The following is a 15,225-nucleotide window of genomic DNA, read 5'->3' as shown; positions in this document are numbered from 1 at the left end:
GTTAGCAATTTAGCCGGTTATTTTCTGTTTTATCTTGTCCATAAAATTACGCATCAATATTTTTTCATCTGCACATAAACCGAAAAAATAGATGCTCAATCCAAAAACAAATCCCGTGAGCGGGATCGTAATTAAAAATCGATAATGATAGTGGATATATTTTGTTGCCAATACGCCTACGAGTAAAACTATTATTAACGGAATAACTTCCCGATAGACTACTCTTGACAAGTAAGTGCGAATGGATAAGCCTCCTAAATGTCTTAAAAAGAACATTCGTAGCACACAGGCTATGAATTCAACAACGGCATAACTTATGATGACAGCATATACCGGGTAATGAAGTGAGAGTAAAATATAAGCAATTGGCAAATTTAATAGCAACGTAGTACCTACCACTATCTGATAATATTTAATATTGCCAATAGCTTGTGCTGCCGATTGCAAACCGATTGTTAATTGATTGATCAGGGTAGCTATGAGAATAAGCTGACAGAAAACGACCGTATGTGGTGGTACATTTTTCAACCAAAGTTTCAGGATCGCTTCCATTTCAAAACAAGCCGGAACGGCAATAACCGCGAGCAAGAAAAAGCCGAATTTGCTGGCCATCATAGCCAGACGTAACATTCTCGGCCGATCATTGGCCCCTTCGCTTTTCATAATTTGAGGATTGAGTGCTCGCAGTAAGGTTGCGGAAAAAAAGTTAAGTTGGGCCGCTACTTGATTAGCGATCCCATACGCTGCATTGATAACGGCCCCTAAAAATATATTCAAGAGGATGGCTAGACCCTGTGTTCTTCCTAGCCCACATAGTGTACCCAATAGATTCCATCCGGCGAAAGTGGACAACTCCTTTAATAATGGCTTATCAGCTTGTACTGTAATTCCACTTAAAGAACAATCAGCATACTTTCGTAAACAATAAAAAGCATAAAGTAAGAAACTGACAACACTAACGAGAGCGGTAAGTGCCCCGTAAACCATTAGTCTGTCATAAGAAAGCACTGTTAATAATAAGGCAATTCCCAACTTCAATAATGTTTCTATTACATTCACGACAGCCACCCAGATCATGTTCTCATGAGCAATTAAAGCCCCATTAAAAGGAACAACCACTACATTAAAAAAAACGGTGGCCGCCATAAAATGATAGACAAAGCGTGTTGCTTCCAGTCTATTCGCCGGAATATTCAATGTTCCGTTAAACAAGAACAAACCCGCGATTTCCAGAGCGGCTACGATAATAATAGCAATTACAATATGTAATAGCATACTATTACTAAACACACGTTTTTGCATCGCTAAGTCGCCCGCCCCTTGGTAAAATGACAAAAAACGCTGTGTAGATGAGGCCATGGTGGTATTGAGGAAGGACAGCATCAATACAATACCCGCAACCAAGTTAAACAAGCCGTAATCAGTACTTCCAAGTATATTTAGTACTATTCTTGTCGTATAGAGCGTTATGCCGGTAGTAACCAACATTCGTAGGTAAAGTATGGATGTATTAAGAGCTACTCTATTCGCTGCACGCATTTGTTAGTTTTAGTTACCTTTGTGTTGGCCTTAGAAGATATATAGTCAAACCCTTCGTCTCCTTTTCAAGCTACGAAATTAATAACACGGCCATACCTATATAAAAATCGTGCCGTTCCTCTTTAAAAATTGAACTATTGGACTGAAAATTGTTAGTTAAGGGAAAACGTTATACATCCATGGTTGAATTTTCCATTTGCATACCTGCTTATAAAAGCCGATACCTACAATCGTGTATAGAAAGTATTTTGCAACAAACCATCGATAACTTTGAGTTGATTATATTGAACGACTGTTCCCCCGAACCTGTAGATCTTATCGTGCAACAATTTGAGGACAATCGGATACATTATTACCGCAATGACAAAAATGTCGGAGCCATTAATCTCGTTGACAATTGGAATAAGTGTTTATCGCTAGCCAAGGGAAAGTATCTGATGATTATGGGCGATGATGATGAATTAGAGCCGGATTATTTGCAGGAGTTCTCGAAACTTATTCAACAATATCCAACATTAAATGTATATCATTGTCGAAGCAAAATAATCAACGACGAAGGTGAAACCATGATGCTAACACCGGCACATCCGTCGTTTGAAAACGTATATGATAGCATTTGGCACCGCTTGGCTCAGTATCGTTCAAACTACATTTCTGACTTTGTATATCGCGTTGAACCACTTAGAAAGCAAGATGGATTTTATAAGCTCCCCCTTGCCTGGGGTTCGGACGATATAACAGCTTTTATGGCTACGGGACAACTCGGTATTGCACATACTAATAAGGCTGTTTTCCGATACAGAAGTAACGCTTTGTCCATCACCTCAACGGGAAATAACTTACATAAAATGGAGGCAAACATCGGCTATGCGAACTGGTTAAGAGCATTTCTTAGTGAAAAACCAGCTAATGAAGAGGCTCTTGTTATTCACAGGTATCTTGTGAAGAAGCAAGATTATCTCATGAGCAAAAGAAAAATTTTCACGATGGCGCTATCCATGCGCTATTCCCTATTTGGCAATTTTTGGCTGTGGCTCAAACACCGTCGCGTGTTTGACATACAAATAAAGGATATTTTTATTGCCGCAGTAAAGAGTATAAATTTAAGAGAAACGAAATAGTGAAGATTGTATTCAACCCGCCGGATAATAAAGAAAATCAATATATCAGCTTAATGGTCGCCCCATTACGTGAATCGGGTTTTGAGATCTACCCGTTGGACAGTTTCTTTTCGTCATATAAGCATTTCAAATCAATTGATCTAGTGCATCTTAACTGGTTCGAAAATGTTGATGACAGCAGTTTTTTTGTCGCTTTTCGGAGTTTTTTCCGAAAAATGATTGTACTTCTAGCGATTAAATTATTTAGAAAGCCGCTCATATGGACCATGCATAATCGAAGTTCGCATGAAAAAGGCCTTCGTTTCTTTAGTCGCACCCTTACTGCCCTGCTTGTCAAATGGGCCGACCGCATCATTATTCATAGCCATGCCTCAGCCAGTATATTAGCACAACGCGATAGACAAACCACTGCCAAAATCATATACATACCCCATCCAAACTTTATTAACGTATATGGACCTATTCAACCGGGCCCGGAAGATTCCAACTTATTAAAGTTGCTTTTTATGGGAGTCGTTAAGCCTTATAAAAACATTGAATTGTTGATTAAATTAGCAAGGGAATTTAACAAGGAATTACAATTGACCATAGCTGGAAAGCCTTCGACAGATAAATACAGACAAGAACTGGAAAAGATGGCTACAGGTACGGATAACTTAAATCTTCAGTTACGTTTTATTGACGACGCCGAAATACCCAGCCTCTTTCGCGAAGCCGATTTATTAATATTACCCTATGATTTAGAAAGCAGTTTAAATTCGGGCACTGCTATTCTAGCATTTTCTTACGGAAAAACTGTGATTTGCCCCCTTATTGGTACAATAGCAGATATGGATGAAATGCATGCTGATATGCTTATCTATAACTATGACGACAAGCATGAGCACGAACCTATATTGAGAAAAACCATCGCCAAGGCCGTTGCGTTAAAGAAGCATAGCAATCATATTTTTAAGGAAAAAGGGGATCGATTACTTAGGTACGTGCAATATCGAAATAATAACCATCAAATCGGAGTGGATTTAATCCGTACGTATAGGGAACTTTTAACGGATAAATTCAATAAGAATACCTAATTTGATGAAAGAAAACATAAACTGTACCTCTGATAGATGAAGTATCATCGCGCTAAGATAATTTATTATCATGAAAATACTCTATATAAATGCCTTATATAGCCCCCTTATACAGGGGGGAGCAGAAATCTCCCTAAAAGCTATTGCGGAGGGGATGCAAGCCGCCGGGCATGAAGTTGCTGTACTGAGTTTAAAGCCCACAGGTGATTTGAGCACAGAAGAGATTGACCATATAAAAGTTTATAGAACGGCATTAAAAAATTTATACTGGCCTTTTGAAAAAATACGAGCAGGAAAACTAGATCGAATGTTTTGGCATGCACGGGATCGATACAATGCAGCCATGAGGCAAGTCGTTAAAAAGGTTATCGAGAAAGAAAAGCCTGATATTGTTTCATGTCATAATTTAGTTGGCTGGAGTGTTGCGGTTTGGGATGAAATAAAAGCTGCGAATATCCCAATTGTTCAGGTACTCCACGATTTGTATTTGCTATGTCCAAACAGTGATATGTTTAAAGATGATGCTTCGTGCGACACGCAGTGTTTTAGTTGTGCTTTATTAAGGCAAAAGCATAAAAAATTGTCGGGTAAAGTAGACGCGGTGATTGGTATTAGTAAGTTTATTCTGAGACGCTTTGAACAGTATCAATACTTTGATAAAGCCAAAAAATACGTCATATACAATACCAGGGAAATACCTGAAACGCCATTACCACAGCCAAGAGCGCATGATACTAATTTCACCATTGGCTATATAGGCACCTTAGCAGAAAAGAAGGGGATTGAATGGTTATTAGACCAATTTAAACGCCTTTCGATCAATGCTCAACTACAAATTGCCGGTGGTGGAAAAGAAGACTATGAGCGCTTCTTAAAAGCCAAAGCCGAGGGTGCGAATATTTCGTTTATCGGCTATACAGATCCGGCGGCATTTTATAAAACTATTGATGTGTTAGTGGTTCCATCACTTTGGCAGGAACCCTTAGGCATGGTGGCAATAGAAGCGCTTGCTTACCATCTGCCGGTTATTGCGAATGCCGTGGGAGGTTTACAAGAGACCGTTATAGAGGGCTTTAATGGGTTATTGTGTACATCAGAAGAGATGAACTCGTTGGGCGATGCGATACAGCGTTTGTATGACGAGCCCTTATTGTACGATACCTTGGTAAAAAATGCGCGCAAATCGGTAGAAGCTATTCTCAGCAAACAAAGGATGATAAATGAGTATTCAACTGTATTAAATGAAACGATCCGTGGAAGCAGGGCATAAACGTTATTTTTTAACAGAGCTATTATTCTGTTTAGCCATACTGAGTGTGTTTCTACCGTGGAAAGTATACCCCATTGTGTTTCTTCTTGCATCGGTTATATTTTTTATCAGCGCATATCAATTGGATCCAAAAAGCCTGAAAAAGTTCCTGCGGCAACCCTGGTTTTTAGCTATCAGTGCGTTCGTTCTCTACGCCTGCGGAAGCTTCTTCCTTACAACAAATGGACAACCGCAAATACGGGACAGCCTGATAAAAATGCTTATCAATATCTGTTTTTTTATAACCGGCATTTACCGGTTAAATCAGCTTGACAAAGCAAGTCTTGTCCGTATAATCGACTGGACGATGCATATTATCTTTTTACTGTGTTTTATACAATTACTTGTATACCATCAAGCGTTCCATTTTCATTTGTTAACAGGTGCCTCTTCTTCCGCTAAGGGCAGCGCTCTATATAATAAAGAATTATTTTTTGGGGATTAAGTGATAAAAATATGTTTGGAGCCAGACTGGCCTTATTAGGCTTCATCTACCTCTTAATTCCGCTGGTAAGGGATTCCCGTATAAGTTGTCTGCGGATCTTACTTGTTTTTTTGCTCGCCTTTCTTTCACTATCGAGAACGCCTATCGTAGCATTACTCATTGGCGTGTTTCTTGTTTTTTGGTTTTTGCAAAAAGCCAATCAGAGCTGCTTTGCTTGTTGGTCTATGCGCATTGACGCCTTACCTATTTGTAAAAGTTTTACGTGTAGACACACTCACGGCTTCCAATGATGGTATGGGGGTACGAATAACTTATTGGAAGGCCTTTTTTCAACATTTTGATGAAATCCGTCCGTGGGGCAATGGTTTCTTGAAGGGAGGGGATTTTTTACGGCGACACGCAGCTTACTACCATGGTGAGCCTCATATTCACAACACTTTTTTGTCCAATTACCTGGAACTTGGTATCGTAGGATTCATCTCTTATTGCCTCTTCCTTTGGTTTTTTTATCGCTACTGTATACATATGAATAATCTCCGTAGTTTCTGGCTGGCAGTATTTTTGCCTCTACTAGCCATTATGATGATTCTCTATTCAGGATATGATAACGACATCATACTTTATTTACAGTTGGCATTTGTATTGGGAACTTTTCAAACAATAGTTAAGGAAAAAATAAAAATCGGATTTTAAATGAACACAAAGGTGCTTATTGACAGCAGGTGGGCAGGAAATACAGGAATTGGCAGGCTGTACCGAGAGGTAATGGACAGAAAACCACCACATGTAGTGGGTGAGCATGTTAAAAGCAATATGCGATTGGGGAGCCTTTATTCCCCCTTCATGTTGGGAAAAGCAATCCGTTCTTCTACTGCAGACATTTTCTACAGTCCATCCTTTATGCCACCCGCTTTCTCTAGCATACCTTTTGTCATTACGATACACGACTTGATGCACTTATTTTATTACTCTCCTCTACATAAAATATACTATCAACAAGTCATTGCGCGATTAGCAAAGAAAGCAAAAAAAATAATCACCGTTTCACACCACAGCAAACAGCAACTGGTCCAACTTCTTGGTATTGATGAACACCTCATTACAGTCATTTACAACGGTGTAGACGAACGGTTTATTCAGAATGAGGAGCGTATAAAGCTTGACCGTCCTTACCTATTGTATATTGGTAACCGGCGCAAGAATAAAAACATTCCTGCAATGATTCGCGCTTTTGCGCGTGCTGCAATAGATAAAGAGATAATTTTCGCGCTTTCGGGTGAGCCTGATACTTTCTTGCTTCAAGAGGCAGAACGTTCGGGCGTCCGCGAAAGAATAAAATTTTTAGGTTTCATACAAGAAGAGACTTTGCCACAACTTTATAAGGGTGCTTTGGTCACTCTTTACGCATCCTTAATGGAAGGATTTGGATTACCTATATTGGAAGCGATGGCATCCGGCACGCCTGTTTTGACGTCAAACGTCAGCTCACTTCCGGAAATAGCCGGCCCCGGTGCTTTATGCGTTGACCCTTTCAATATTAACGAAATGGCAAATGGAATCGAGCAATTGGTTAACAATAACGAACTTAGGAATTATTATATCGAAGAAGGAAGGAAACGAATAAACGCTTTTCAGTGGGAACATACCGCAATTCAGACCTGGAAAGCAATACTTTCATAACTCGTAGAGCATGTCAAGATGAAAAAAGTGCTACTTACAAAATTCTGGTTTATTTCTATGAGCCTCATTCTTTGGTGCTGTTCATGCTGCCAAACAAAGCCGAAATCCAACAAGGGCGCCGATACCAAGAAAACCGAAAACACACAAGTTTATCAGGTGTTGAATGTACAAGCCTTTCAAGCGAAAGGAGACGGTAAGGCAGATGATACGGAAAATATACAACGAACCATCAAGGCGGCACAAAGAGGAGATACTATTTTGATCCCGGAAGGGACCTACTTAGTAAAAACACTGGTTTTGAAGTCGGATATTAATATAAAATGTTTAGGGTTATTAAAACAAGTTCTTCCGAGCGACACACAGAACTTCACCCGTGTTGTCCAAAATTCCTCCGCTCCTCTATTCTTTGGAAGAAATTTAAGGAACGTAAACCTGCGTTTTCGCGCATTTACCGTAAACGAAGCATTGTATGTCTCAAAAAGCACCAATATTCGCATTACAGATACCCACATCAAAGGAAATGACAAAAAAATATATGCCTTTCCCGGCATGCTGTTTTATGAGTGTGATACCATCGCTATTAGGAACAGCAACATCACCTCCTACGGTTCCGCGCGCCAGTCAGCCTCGACCTACCAAGCAGGAACCGGGATTCGATTACTATCTTGCAGTAACATTAAGATCGAAAACAATCAGATAATAAAAAATGGCGAGAATGGTATTTTTATGCACGGAAGCGGCAGAGCAACTATAAAAAATAACCACATCGCGTACAATGGAATGAGTGCTATTCAGATTGGCTTCGGGAAAGCAAAAAAAGAGCAGTACTTTGACATTTCCAACAATACATTGAATCATAACGCGGCCGATGCTATTGATATCAACAATAAAATAACTTCCGACCCTTTTCCCATTCACTGTATTATAAAAAGCAACAGGAGCTTGAATAACGGATTTGTTGCAGGCAAATCAACAGTGGACGGATCGGGATTGGCTACTTTAGTTAATGTAAGCGAAGTTCAACTCTTCAATAATAGATCGCAGCGATCGAATCGCCCGGCACTTTACTTAGAACGCTGCGGTATTATCCAGGCCGAAAACAATATCACTGATAATAAAGTAGAAATTGTAAAGTCGTTTAATACGATTTTTTTAAAGAATAACACGTTCGATGCCTTAACTGCACTTGCAAACACGAAAGGTACTACTTTACAATTAGCAGGGAATAAGCTCCGAACTTTATTGCTACCAAATGGTATTACGATAGATTCGCTCATTTTAACCCGTAACTTGCTTACCAATGCGAGCTTGAATATTAACCTGCAAGGTCGTGTAATACTGAACGAAAATAAGATTTTCAGCAACCAACCAACCGGCGCGTCCTACTTGTCAAATCAAAGAGTGCTTCACTTGCAAATAATAGTATAAAGAGTACTTCCGGTTATGCTATTACTGTTAGAAAGACAGCCGATGCAGTTCGTCTGGAACACAATATTATCGAATCGGTTAACGCTTGTATTATAGATGAAGGCTCCAAGAACTTAGTAGTAGAGTTTAACGAACTTATTTCTCTTCAGGGTGGAAAATTAAATAGAACATTAATAAGCCAAAACCCTAACAACCTTATACTGAGAGGCAATACGCATAAAGGTGGCAAAACGGACAACTCAATCCGTTTAGAAGGTACCGGACACGCCTATATTGCCGACGAGGAAATTGTTAGCGGATATCCTGATTATGGTAAGGTTGTTGTTAAGAAGTTGTAGTTAGAAATGAAAACGATATTATATATTCCCACCCTAAATGCCGGAAAGTTATGGGCAGACGTAATTCAAAGCATTAAGACACAGCTTGTTCAACCCGATAAGGTTGTAATTATTGACTCCGGCTCAACCGATGGTACACTGTCGCACCCTTCCATGAAAGATTTCGAGATTATCCACATTGATAAAAAAGATTTTGACCATGGAGGGACGAGGCAGATGGCGGTTAATCGCTTCCCCGATGCTGACATATACGTTTTTCTGACACAAGATGCAGTCCTTGCCAATGCGCATTCCCTAGGCAATCTAATAAAGGTATTTGACAAAAATCCTCAAATTGGAGTAGCTTACGGACGCCAACTTCCACATATTGGAGCGAAAGGATTAGAAGCTCATGCCCGGCTATTTAACTACCCCGCACACTCGCAATTGCGCGGGCTGGATAATAGAAGTAAGTATGGTATTAAAACGGCCTCCTGCTCAAACTCTTTTGCTGCCTATCGGAGAACAGCATTTGAAGAAGCCGGTGGCTTTCCGAGCGGCACTATTTTGGGAGAAGATGTTATAGCAGCCGGGCGTATTATCTTAAATGGTTGGCAACTTGCCTACCTCGCAGATGCGCAAGCCCATCATTCCCATAGTTATTCGGTAAAAGAAGAGTTCAAACGATATTTCGATATCGGCGTTTTCCACGCCACCAATGCGTGGATATTTCAAAACTTTGGACATGCAGAATCGGAAGGTTTTAAATATGTAAAGTCTGAATTTTCTTATATCGTTAAACATCATGTTACTGAACTTCCAAAAGCTTTTTTCTCTACCGCCGCCAAATGGTTCGGTTACAAGCTTGGACTGGCCCATAGATATTTACCCACCCTTTGGAATAAATGCTTTTCCATGCATAAAGCGTATTGGAAATGATCTCAAAGCAATATAGATCGCTAATCGAACCCTCCATTTTGTGGAAAAAAATCCCCACTTATTATCGCTAACAAATTGAAATTGAATCTAAAAAGTGGGTTTAAATACCTATAAACAGGCATTCGGGGATTTGGCATATTTCTTGGCTTTTGCTTAACATATAATTAGAAGAGACATGTTAAGAGATTCGCAAATACAAGAAATGAAGCAGGCTACCAGTGTAGATCAAAGCATTGTTGTGCCTAATGTGATGCTAAGAACATCGTTTACCAGTTTAATTGAAAACAATTTTTTGCACTATGCAGACTTCCCTATCATTCTTATTAATAAAGGTGAAGCGCTCGATATAACGTCTAAATTTTTCAAAAGAAGCTTTGATATCGTATTTTCTCTAGTGGCTTTGATTCTTGGCTTTCCCCTATTTTTATTAGTTGCCATTATTACCAAGCTAAGCTCAAAAGGGCCCGTTTTTTACAAACAAGAACGTATCGGCTTACATGAGAAACCATTTTTCATCTATAAGTTTAGAAGCATGTATATTGATGCGGAGAAGTTTGGTCCGCAGTTAGCTCAGGATGTAGATCCACGTATCACACCATGGGGAAGGCTGATGCGTAAAACGCGCCTTGACGAAATTCCGCAATTTTGGAATGTGTTAAAAGGTGATATGTCAATTGTTGGTCCTCGTCCGGAAAGAGCACATTTTATTAAGCAAATTGTAGATAAAGCCCCGAGCTATAAAAAATTATTGACTATCAAACCAGGTATTACTTCTATTGGACAGGTTAATTTTGGATATGCGCAAACGGTTGATGAAATGTGTGAGCGGATGTTATTAGACTTGCAATATTTACAAGGAATTAACTTCTTTGCCGACCTCCAAATAATTTTTAAGACGGTAAAGGTCATGTTTCAAGGAAAAGGTAAATAGATATTAGGCATCATTTTTGTAAAAATGTTATAGCATCTATCTATTTATATAATGAAAAAACAAACTATTGGAGACAGCAATTCCAAACCACCTTACATAAACCACACCATACTAGATAAGAAGAGAAGCTTAAGGCCTTTCTCTTCTTTTTTGCATACACAAAGCGGCAAGCCAACCTCTCCAAAAGAGGGTATATTGAATTATGTATTTTATTGTGACCAACCGTCGCAACAAAACTATGCAGTCATTCAATTTCGGAAATTAGTCATTGAGAACAGCTATTACCTTAACATCAAACAACAAAGCAATCTGAACGATGACGAGATCAACAACTTTATTAATTACACTTACATTCCTTCAGATAATCTCCATGATACGCTTGCACAAATTTTAGTAGATTTTATGATCAGCCAACCCGATGCGTTATTGATTATTGAGAAAGATACGGGGCTTTTTCAAGTCCTTTTAAAAAGTTTGTGGAAGGAATTTACAGCACTTTTTGACGTTCAGGGGCTTTATGATGGCTCTTGGGTTTCAGTTAAGCCTGATTTGGATTACAAAGCCTATTCTTTGCGGCGAAAATCCAAACTATAGGCCAGGTATATTTTAGCTGAATATACTTCACATGTAATATAAAGTTTGTGCACTGACCTTTCTCTATTGCCTCCATAAAATAGTTACGCAATCGGTTGCGTTGATTATCTTTTTGTTCTATTTTAGCTCCTTACAAATATTATAAACAATCACGTTCAAAAAAACGCTTTATTTATGTGTGGAATTGTAGGCTATATTGGGCATAGGGATGCCTGGGAAATAATAATCAAAGGGTTAAAAAGATTAGAATACAGAGGATACGACAGTGCGGGTGTCGCACTTGTAAATGGAGAAATGAACATTTACAAAAAAGCCGGTAAAGTGAATGACCTCGAGCGCTTTGCAGAAAATGAAGAACTGTCCGGTAGTTTAGGAATGGGGCATACACGATGGGCTACTCATGGAGCACCGAGTGACAGAAATGCACACCCCCATCTTTCCGGGAGCCAAAAATTAGCTATCGTTCACAACGGAATTATAGAAAATTACGCTGCAATCAAGGAAATGCTTGTTCAAAAAGGACATACATTTTTAAGCGACACCGACACGGAAGTTCTTATTAAATTAATAGAACAGATTCAAATGGAGGGTGAATCTGATTTGCGAGAAGCCGTTCGAGTTGCATTGACACATGTTACAGGTGCTTTCGCCATCGTAATCTTAAGTAAAGAAGAACCGGATTTATTAATTGCTGCCAGGAAAGGGAGCCCTATGGTAATTGGAATAGGAGAACATGAATACTTTGTTGCCTCTGATGCATCGCCGATTGTTGAGTATACGAAGCAGGTATATTATCCTGATGATAATGTGCTTGTATTTCTTAACAGAGAAAATATGGAGATAAGAGACCTCGCAAATCTGAAAATTACTCCATATATTCAAGAGCTTGAATTAGAACTGGAAGCGTTAGAGAAAGGTGGATACGAACATTTTATGCTTAAAGAAATTCATGAGCAGCCGCGTTCCATTGCCAACTGTATGCGCGGACGAATCCATGCAGAGGAAGCACGAATCAACCTTGGAGGAATAAGCGAATACGCCAATAAATTTTTGCAGGCACAACGGATTATTATTGTGTCTTGCGGAACTTCATGGCACGCTGGATTGGTAGGTGAGTACCTAATTGAGGAATATGCACGGATACCCGTGGAGGTAGAATATGCTTCCGAATTTAGGTATAGGAATCCTATTATCGGTAAAGACGATATAGTCATTGCCATTTCGCAGTCAGGCGAAACAGCAGATACGATGGCAGCGGTAGAGTTAGCAAAAAAAGCCGGAGCAACGATCTTTGGAATATGCAATGTTGTCGGATCTTCTATTCCACGACTATCGCATGCCGGGATGTATACCCATGCAGGCCCGGAAATCGGCGTCGCTTCTACCAAGGCCTTTACGGCGCAGGTGACCGCGCTTTCACTTTTAGCCCTTTATATAGCAAAGCATAAAGGCAGTTTGCCTTCCTCCAGAATTGCGACCTTACTAGCCGAATTGCAAAAAACACCGGATCTCATCACAAGCTGCTTAAAAAGCGAGCCACTTGTACAATTAATTGCAAGCGAAATTAAGGACAGTACGAATTGCTTATTCCTTGGCCGCGGTATCAACTTTCCTGTAGCACTTGAAGGGGCACTTAAACTAAAAGAAATTTCTTACATTCATGCCGAAGGCTATCCTGCCGCAGAAATGAAGCATGGTCCGATTGCTTTAATAGATGAGCAAATGCCTGTTGTAGTTATTGCTACTAAAGATTCTTCGTACGAAAAAATTATCAGTAATATACAGGAAGTGAAAGCACGTAAAGGTAAGATCATCGCTATTGTAACCGAGGGAGATACGGTCATCCGAGACATAGCAGATTATATCATCGAAATTCCGTTTTGTGAAGAAGCATTAACACCTATTTTAGCCACAATCCCGCTGCAACTGCTATCCTATCACATTGCCGTTATGAGGGGTTGCAATGTCGACCAGCCTAGAAACTTGGCAAAATCAGTAACGGTAGAATAATGGTTAAGATTTTAAAGCGTCCAGCACAAGTACCCGTAGAACCACCAACGGGTACTTATTGTGCTTAGACTATTCACACATGAAAAACGTCGATATGATATAAGTTTATATTCTTTGATAAAAATACAATTTATTTTTTATTTTAATAAAAAAAATTCAAATATTTTTTCAAAGTGTTACTTATTTACAAAAAGGAACAGTTGGTACACAAACAATTTTGGTTTTACAAGCTGCTATCCTAGCTATCAGCTGTTGGTGTACCCTGTTTTCCGTATCATTTTCTCCAATTCAGTCCTCACACTTTCTTCACTTACTTGTTTTTGAAGAAAGCCGTCAGCTCCTGCCTTCAAATATTTAGCGGCGTAAAGTTCTTCCTCAAGTGTAGAAAAAACCAATACCTTTGTTTCGCATCGTTTCTTTTTGATAAAATTCAAGGTCTTTTGAAAACTTCCATTTGGCATTTTGATATCTAATACGATTAAATGAAAGTCTTCTTTTGCTACCATGTCCAATACCCCCTGGTAGTTATCCGTTTGTCTAATAATGGCTTTGGGATATTGCTTTTGAATAATAAGGGAAATACCCAACCTAACAATAGAATGATCGTCGGCTATTAATATGTGGGGCGTGGCCATAAATTCATCAATTAGTAGCTTTTATAAATTCAAGTCTTACTGTTGTTCCGCTTCCAAGGGACGACTGTACAGAAAGTCTTCCCTTTTGCATATCCATAAAATCTCGGCAAATCATTAACGTAATCCCAATTCCTGTTTCCCCTGCAGTCCCAAGGTACTTGATCTTACCTGGATTATAAATATTTTTGAGTGTTTCTTCATTCATTCCTATTCCGGCATCTACAATGTCAACATATATTCTGCTATTATCCACTTGTTCCAATCTAATAGAGATACTTCCTCCCTTATCAGTAAATTTAATAGCATTATCCAGCACATGCTTAATAACAAACTGAGTCAGCATTGGATAGCCACTAGCGCGCATTACTTCTTCATAATAAGAGACGGAGACTGTTATTTGCTTTGCTTGGATAGCAGCATTATGCTGTTCCAATACGGAAGCTATAATGGCTTTCAAATTAAGTGCTACGGGGTCCTCATCTAACACCACCGATTGCTCTCTTGCCCAAACAACGGTTTTGTTAAACCCCTCCAACTGCAGCTCGGCTGTTTTTTTTAATTCCGGTAATAGCTCCAAAAACACCTCGTCGCCAATTCCGCGCTTTAAATAGTTATCTACAAACCAAATTGTATTTCCCAGAAAACCTCTCAGGTCATGCACAAGCAAACTAATCCACTTTATTTTCAATTGATTACTCTCCTCCAACTTCAAGATAGTTCTCTCTTGCTCTGCGATGACTGCTAATAGTTCCTCTTTACTTTTTGATAGCATTTATAACAAATCGATTAGAAAACACCAAACCCATTGTTCAAAAATATTGTCTTTTTGATGTTTATCGTTAAAGCTAATATTTTTTCTGCGCATATTTATATAAAATAATAAAACACCCAAATGCCTCTATTTGTTAAGTAGTTATCAACACAAATTTTTATGAACGAGCCAATAACTGTTCCTTTATTAAAAAAATTGAAGGAAAACGGATTTACTACATTAATAGCAAGTGCCCGGGACGGCGACGACTTAGTATACATTCCGAGCAAAGAGCCTGAAAGAGGGGAACTTATGGACGATGCGTCCGTTACAGCGTTAAGTGAAAAGGAGTTATTGGGTATAGACGAAGTACTTAATAACTTTTCTTATTATCAAGAGAAAGGTATTGAAATCGAAATTGATGCAGGAGAATAGAGAAATCAGTTAAGC

Annotated in this window: 15 protein-coding genes; 12 read left to right on the top strand and 3 right to left on the bottom strand. The window is 39.2% G+C overall.

The features are described 5' to 3' along the window. Positions 1-9 precede the first annotated feature (9 nt). A complete protein-coding gene (locus tag QT327_RS21040; protein ID WP_130856235.1) occupies positions 10-1,539 on the bottom strand; it encodes an oligosaccharide flippase family protein in 1,530 nt (509 codons plus the stop codon). A gap of 179 nt (positions 1,540-1,718) precedes the next feature. Between QT327_RS21040 and QT327_RS21035 the strand changes: the two genes are divergently transcribed. From QT327_RS21035 to glmS, 11 genes are all read left to right on the top strand, one after another. Further along, positions 1,719-2,660, top strand: coding sequence for a glycosyltransferase family 2 protein (locus tag QT327_RS21035; RefSeq protein WP_130856234.1), 942 nt, complete (start codon positions 1,719-1,721; stop codon positions 2,658-2,660). Next, positions 2,660-3,736 (top strand): glycosyltransferase, encoded by a 1,077-nt coding sequence (locus QT327_RS21030; RefSeq protein ID WP_130856233.1) that lies wholly within the window; start codon positions 2,660-2,662, stop codon positions 3,734-3,736. Before QT327_RS21035 ends, QT327_RS21030 begins: the two co-directional genes overlap by 1 nt. A gap of 70 nt (positions 3,737-3,806) precedes the next feature. Continuing rightward, the gene (locus QT327_RS21025) at positions 3,807-5,006 is read left to right on the top strand and encodes a glycosyltransferase family 4 protein (RefSeq protein WP_013665351.1); all 1,200 of its coding nucleotides are present in this window, start codon (positions 3,807-3,809) and stop codon (positions 5,004-5,006) included. Continuing rightward, entirely contained in the window at positions 4,978-5,490 is a 513-nt protein-coding gene (locus QT327_RS21020; RefSeq protein ID WP_289553934.1) for a hypothetical protein, read from the top strand. Before QT327_RS21025 ends, QT327_RS21020 begins: the two co-directional genes overlap by 29 nt. A gap of 210 nt (positions 5,491-5,700) precedes the next feature. Then, a complete protein-coding gene (locus QT327_RS21015; protein ID WP_289553933.1) occupies positions 5,701-6,183 on the top strand; it encodes an O-antigen ligase family protein in 483 nt (160 codons plus the stop codon). Continuing rightward, positions 6,184-7,170 carry a glycosyltransferase family 4 protein gene (locus QT327_RS21010; protein WP_013665349.1) on the top strand — a complete coding sequence of 329 codons (987 nt, stop codon included), beginning with the start codon at positions 6,184-6,186 and terminating at the stop codon, positions 7,168-7,170. Positions 7,171-7,227: 57 nt separating this feature from the next. Next, entirely contained in the window at positions 7,228-8,598 is a 1,371-nt protein-coding gene (locus QT327_RS21005; protein WP_289553932.1) for a right-handed parallel beta-helix repeat-containing protein, read from the top strand. A 344-nt stretch (positions 8,599-8,942) separates the two neighbouring features. Next, positions 8,943-9,854: a glycosyltransferase family 2 protein gene (locus QT327_RS21000; RefSeq protein ID WP_130856230.1), complete on the top strand. Its 912-nt coding sequence runs from the start codon at positions 8,943-8,945 to the stop codon at positions 9,852-9,854. Between the two features lie 175 nt (positions 9,855-10,029). Next, entirely contained in the window at positions 10,030-10,785 is a 756-nt protein-coding gene (locus QT327_RS20995; RefSeq protein WP_013665346.1) for a sugar transferase, read from the top strand. Positions 10,786-10,836: 51 nt separating this feature from the next. Continuing rightward, the gene (locus tag QT327_RS20990) at positions 10,837-11,379 is read left to right on the top strand and encodes a DUF6934 family protein (protein WP_013665345.1); all 543 of its coding nucleotides are present in this window, start codon (positions 10,837-10,839) and stop codon (positions 11,377-11,379) included. A gap of 174 nt (positions 11,380-11,553) precedes the next feature. Beyond that, positions 11,554-13,389 carry a glutamine--fructose-6-phosphate transaminase (isomerizing) gene (glmS, locus tag QT327_RS20985; RefSeq protein ID WP_013665344.1) on the top strand — a complete coding sequence of 612 codons (1,836 nt, stop codon included), beginning with the start codon at positions 11,554-11,556 and terminating at the stop codon, positions 13,387-13,389. Positions 13,390-13,634: 245 nt separating this feature from the next. Here the strand turns inward: glmS and QT327_RS20980 are convergent, their stop codons facing one another. Beyond that, positions 13,635-14,024 (bottom strand): response regulator, encoded by a 390-nt coding sequence (locus QT327_RS20980; RefSeq protein ID WP_289553930.1) that lies wholly within the window; start codon positions 14,022-14,024, stop codon positions 13,635-13,637. A gap of 7 nt (positions 14,025-14,031) precedes the next feature. Beyond that, positions 14,032-14,796, bottom strand: a complete 765-nt coding sequence (locus tag QT327_RS20975) for a sensor histidine kinase (protein ID WP_130856227.1) — start codon at positions 14,794-14,796, stop codon at positions 14,032-14,034. A gap of 159 nt (positions 14,797-14,955) precedes the next feature. On the opposite strand from QT327_RS20975, the gene QT327_RS20970 reads away from it, so the two are divergent. Continuing rightward, positions 14,956-15,210 carry a hypothetical protein gene (locus tag QT327_RS20970; RefSeq protein ID WP_130856226.1) on the top strand — a complete coding sequence of 85 codons (255 nt, stop codon included), beginning with the start codon at positions 14,956-14,958 and terminating at the stop codon, positions 15,208-15,210. The last annotated feature ends 15 nt before the right edge of the window (positions 15,211-15,225 follow it).

It is taken from the genome of Olivibacter sp. 47 (genome assembly GCF_030372825.1).
In the GTDB taxonomy this organism is placed as follows: domain Bacteria; phylum Bacteroidota; class Bacteroidia; order Sphingobacteriales; family Sphingobacteriaceae; genus Olivibacter; species Olivibacter oleidegradans.
Note: the sequence above shows the minus strand (reverse complement) of the source record. Positions and strands in the feature narration are given on the sequence as shown.

Coding starts and splice junctions, on each gene's coding strand:
- QT327_RS21025 (WP_013665351.1), top strand. CDS start 3,807: ATGAAAATACTCTATATAAATGCCTTATATAGCCCCCTTATACAGGGG.
- QT327_RS21040 (WP_130856235.1), bottom strand. CDS start 1,539: ATGCGTGCAGCGAATAGAGTAGCTCTTAATACATCCATACTTTACCTA.
- QT327_RS21000 (WP_130856230.1), top strand. CDS start 8,943: ATGAAAACGATATTATATATTCCCACCCTAAATGCCGGAAAGTTATGG.
- QT327_RS21035 (WP_130856234.1), top strand. CDS start 1,719: ATGGTTGAATTTTCCATTTGCATACCTGCTTATAAAAGCCGATACCTA.
- glmS (WP_013665344.1), top strand. CDS start 11,554: ATGTGTGGAATTGTAGGCTATATTGGGCATAGGGATGCCTGGGAAATA.
- QT327_RS20980 (WP_289553930.1), bottom strand. CDS start 14,024: ATGGCCACGCCCCACATATTAATAGCCGACGATCATTCTATTGTTAGG.
- QT327_RS20970 (WP_130856226.1), top strand. CDS start 14,956: ATGAACGAGCCAATAACTGTTCCTTTATTAAAAAAATTGAAGGAAAAC.
- QT327_RS21020 (WP_289553934.1), top strand. CDS start 4,978: ATGAAACGATCCGTGGAAGCAGGGCATAAACGTTATTTTTTAACAGAG.
- QT327_RS20990 (WP_013665345.1), top strand. CDS start 10,837: ATGAAAAAACAAACTATTGGAGACAGCAATTCCAAACCACCTTACATA.
- QT327_RS21010 (WP_013665349.1), top strand. CDS start 6,184: ATGAACACAAAGGTGCTTATTGACAGCAGGTGGGCAGGAAATACAGGA.
- QT327_RS20975 (WP_130856227.1), bottom strand. CDS start 14,796: ATGCTATCAAAAAGTAAAGAGGAACTATTAGCAGTCATCGCAGAGCAA.
- QT327_RS21005 (WP_289553932.1), top strand. CDS start 7,228: ATGAGCCTCATTCTTTGGTGCTGTTCATGCTGCCAAACAAAGCCGAAA.
- QT327_RS20995 (WP_013665346.1), top strand. CDS start 10,030: ATGTTAAGAGATTCGCAAATACAAGAAATGAAGCAGGCTACCAGTGTA.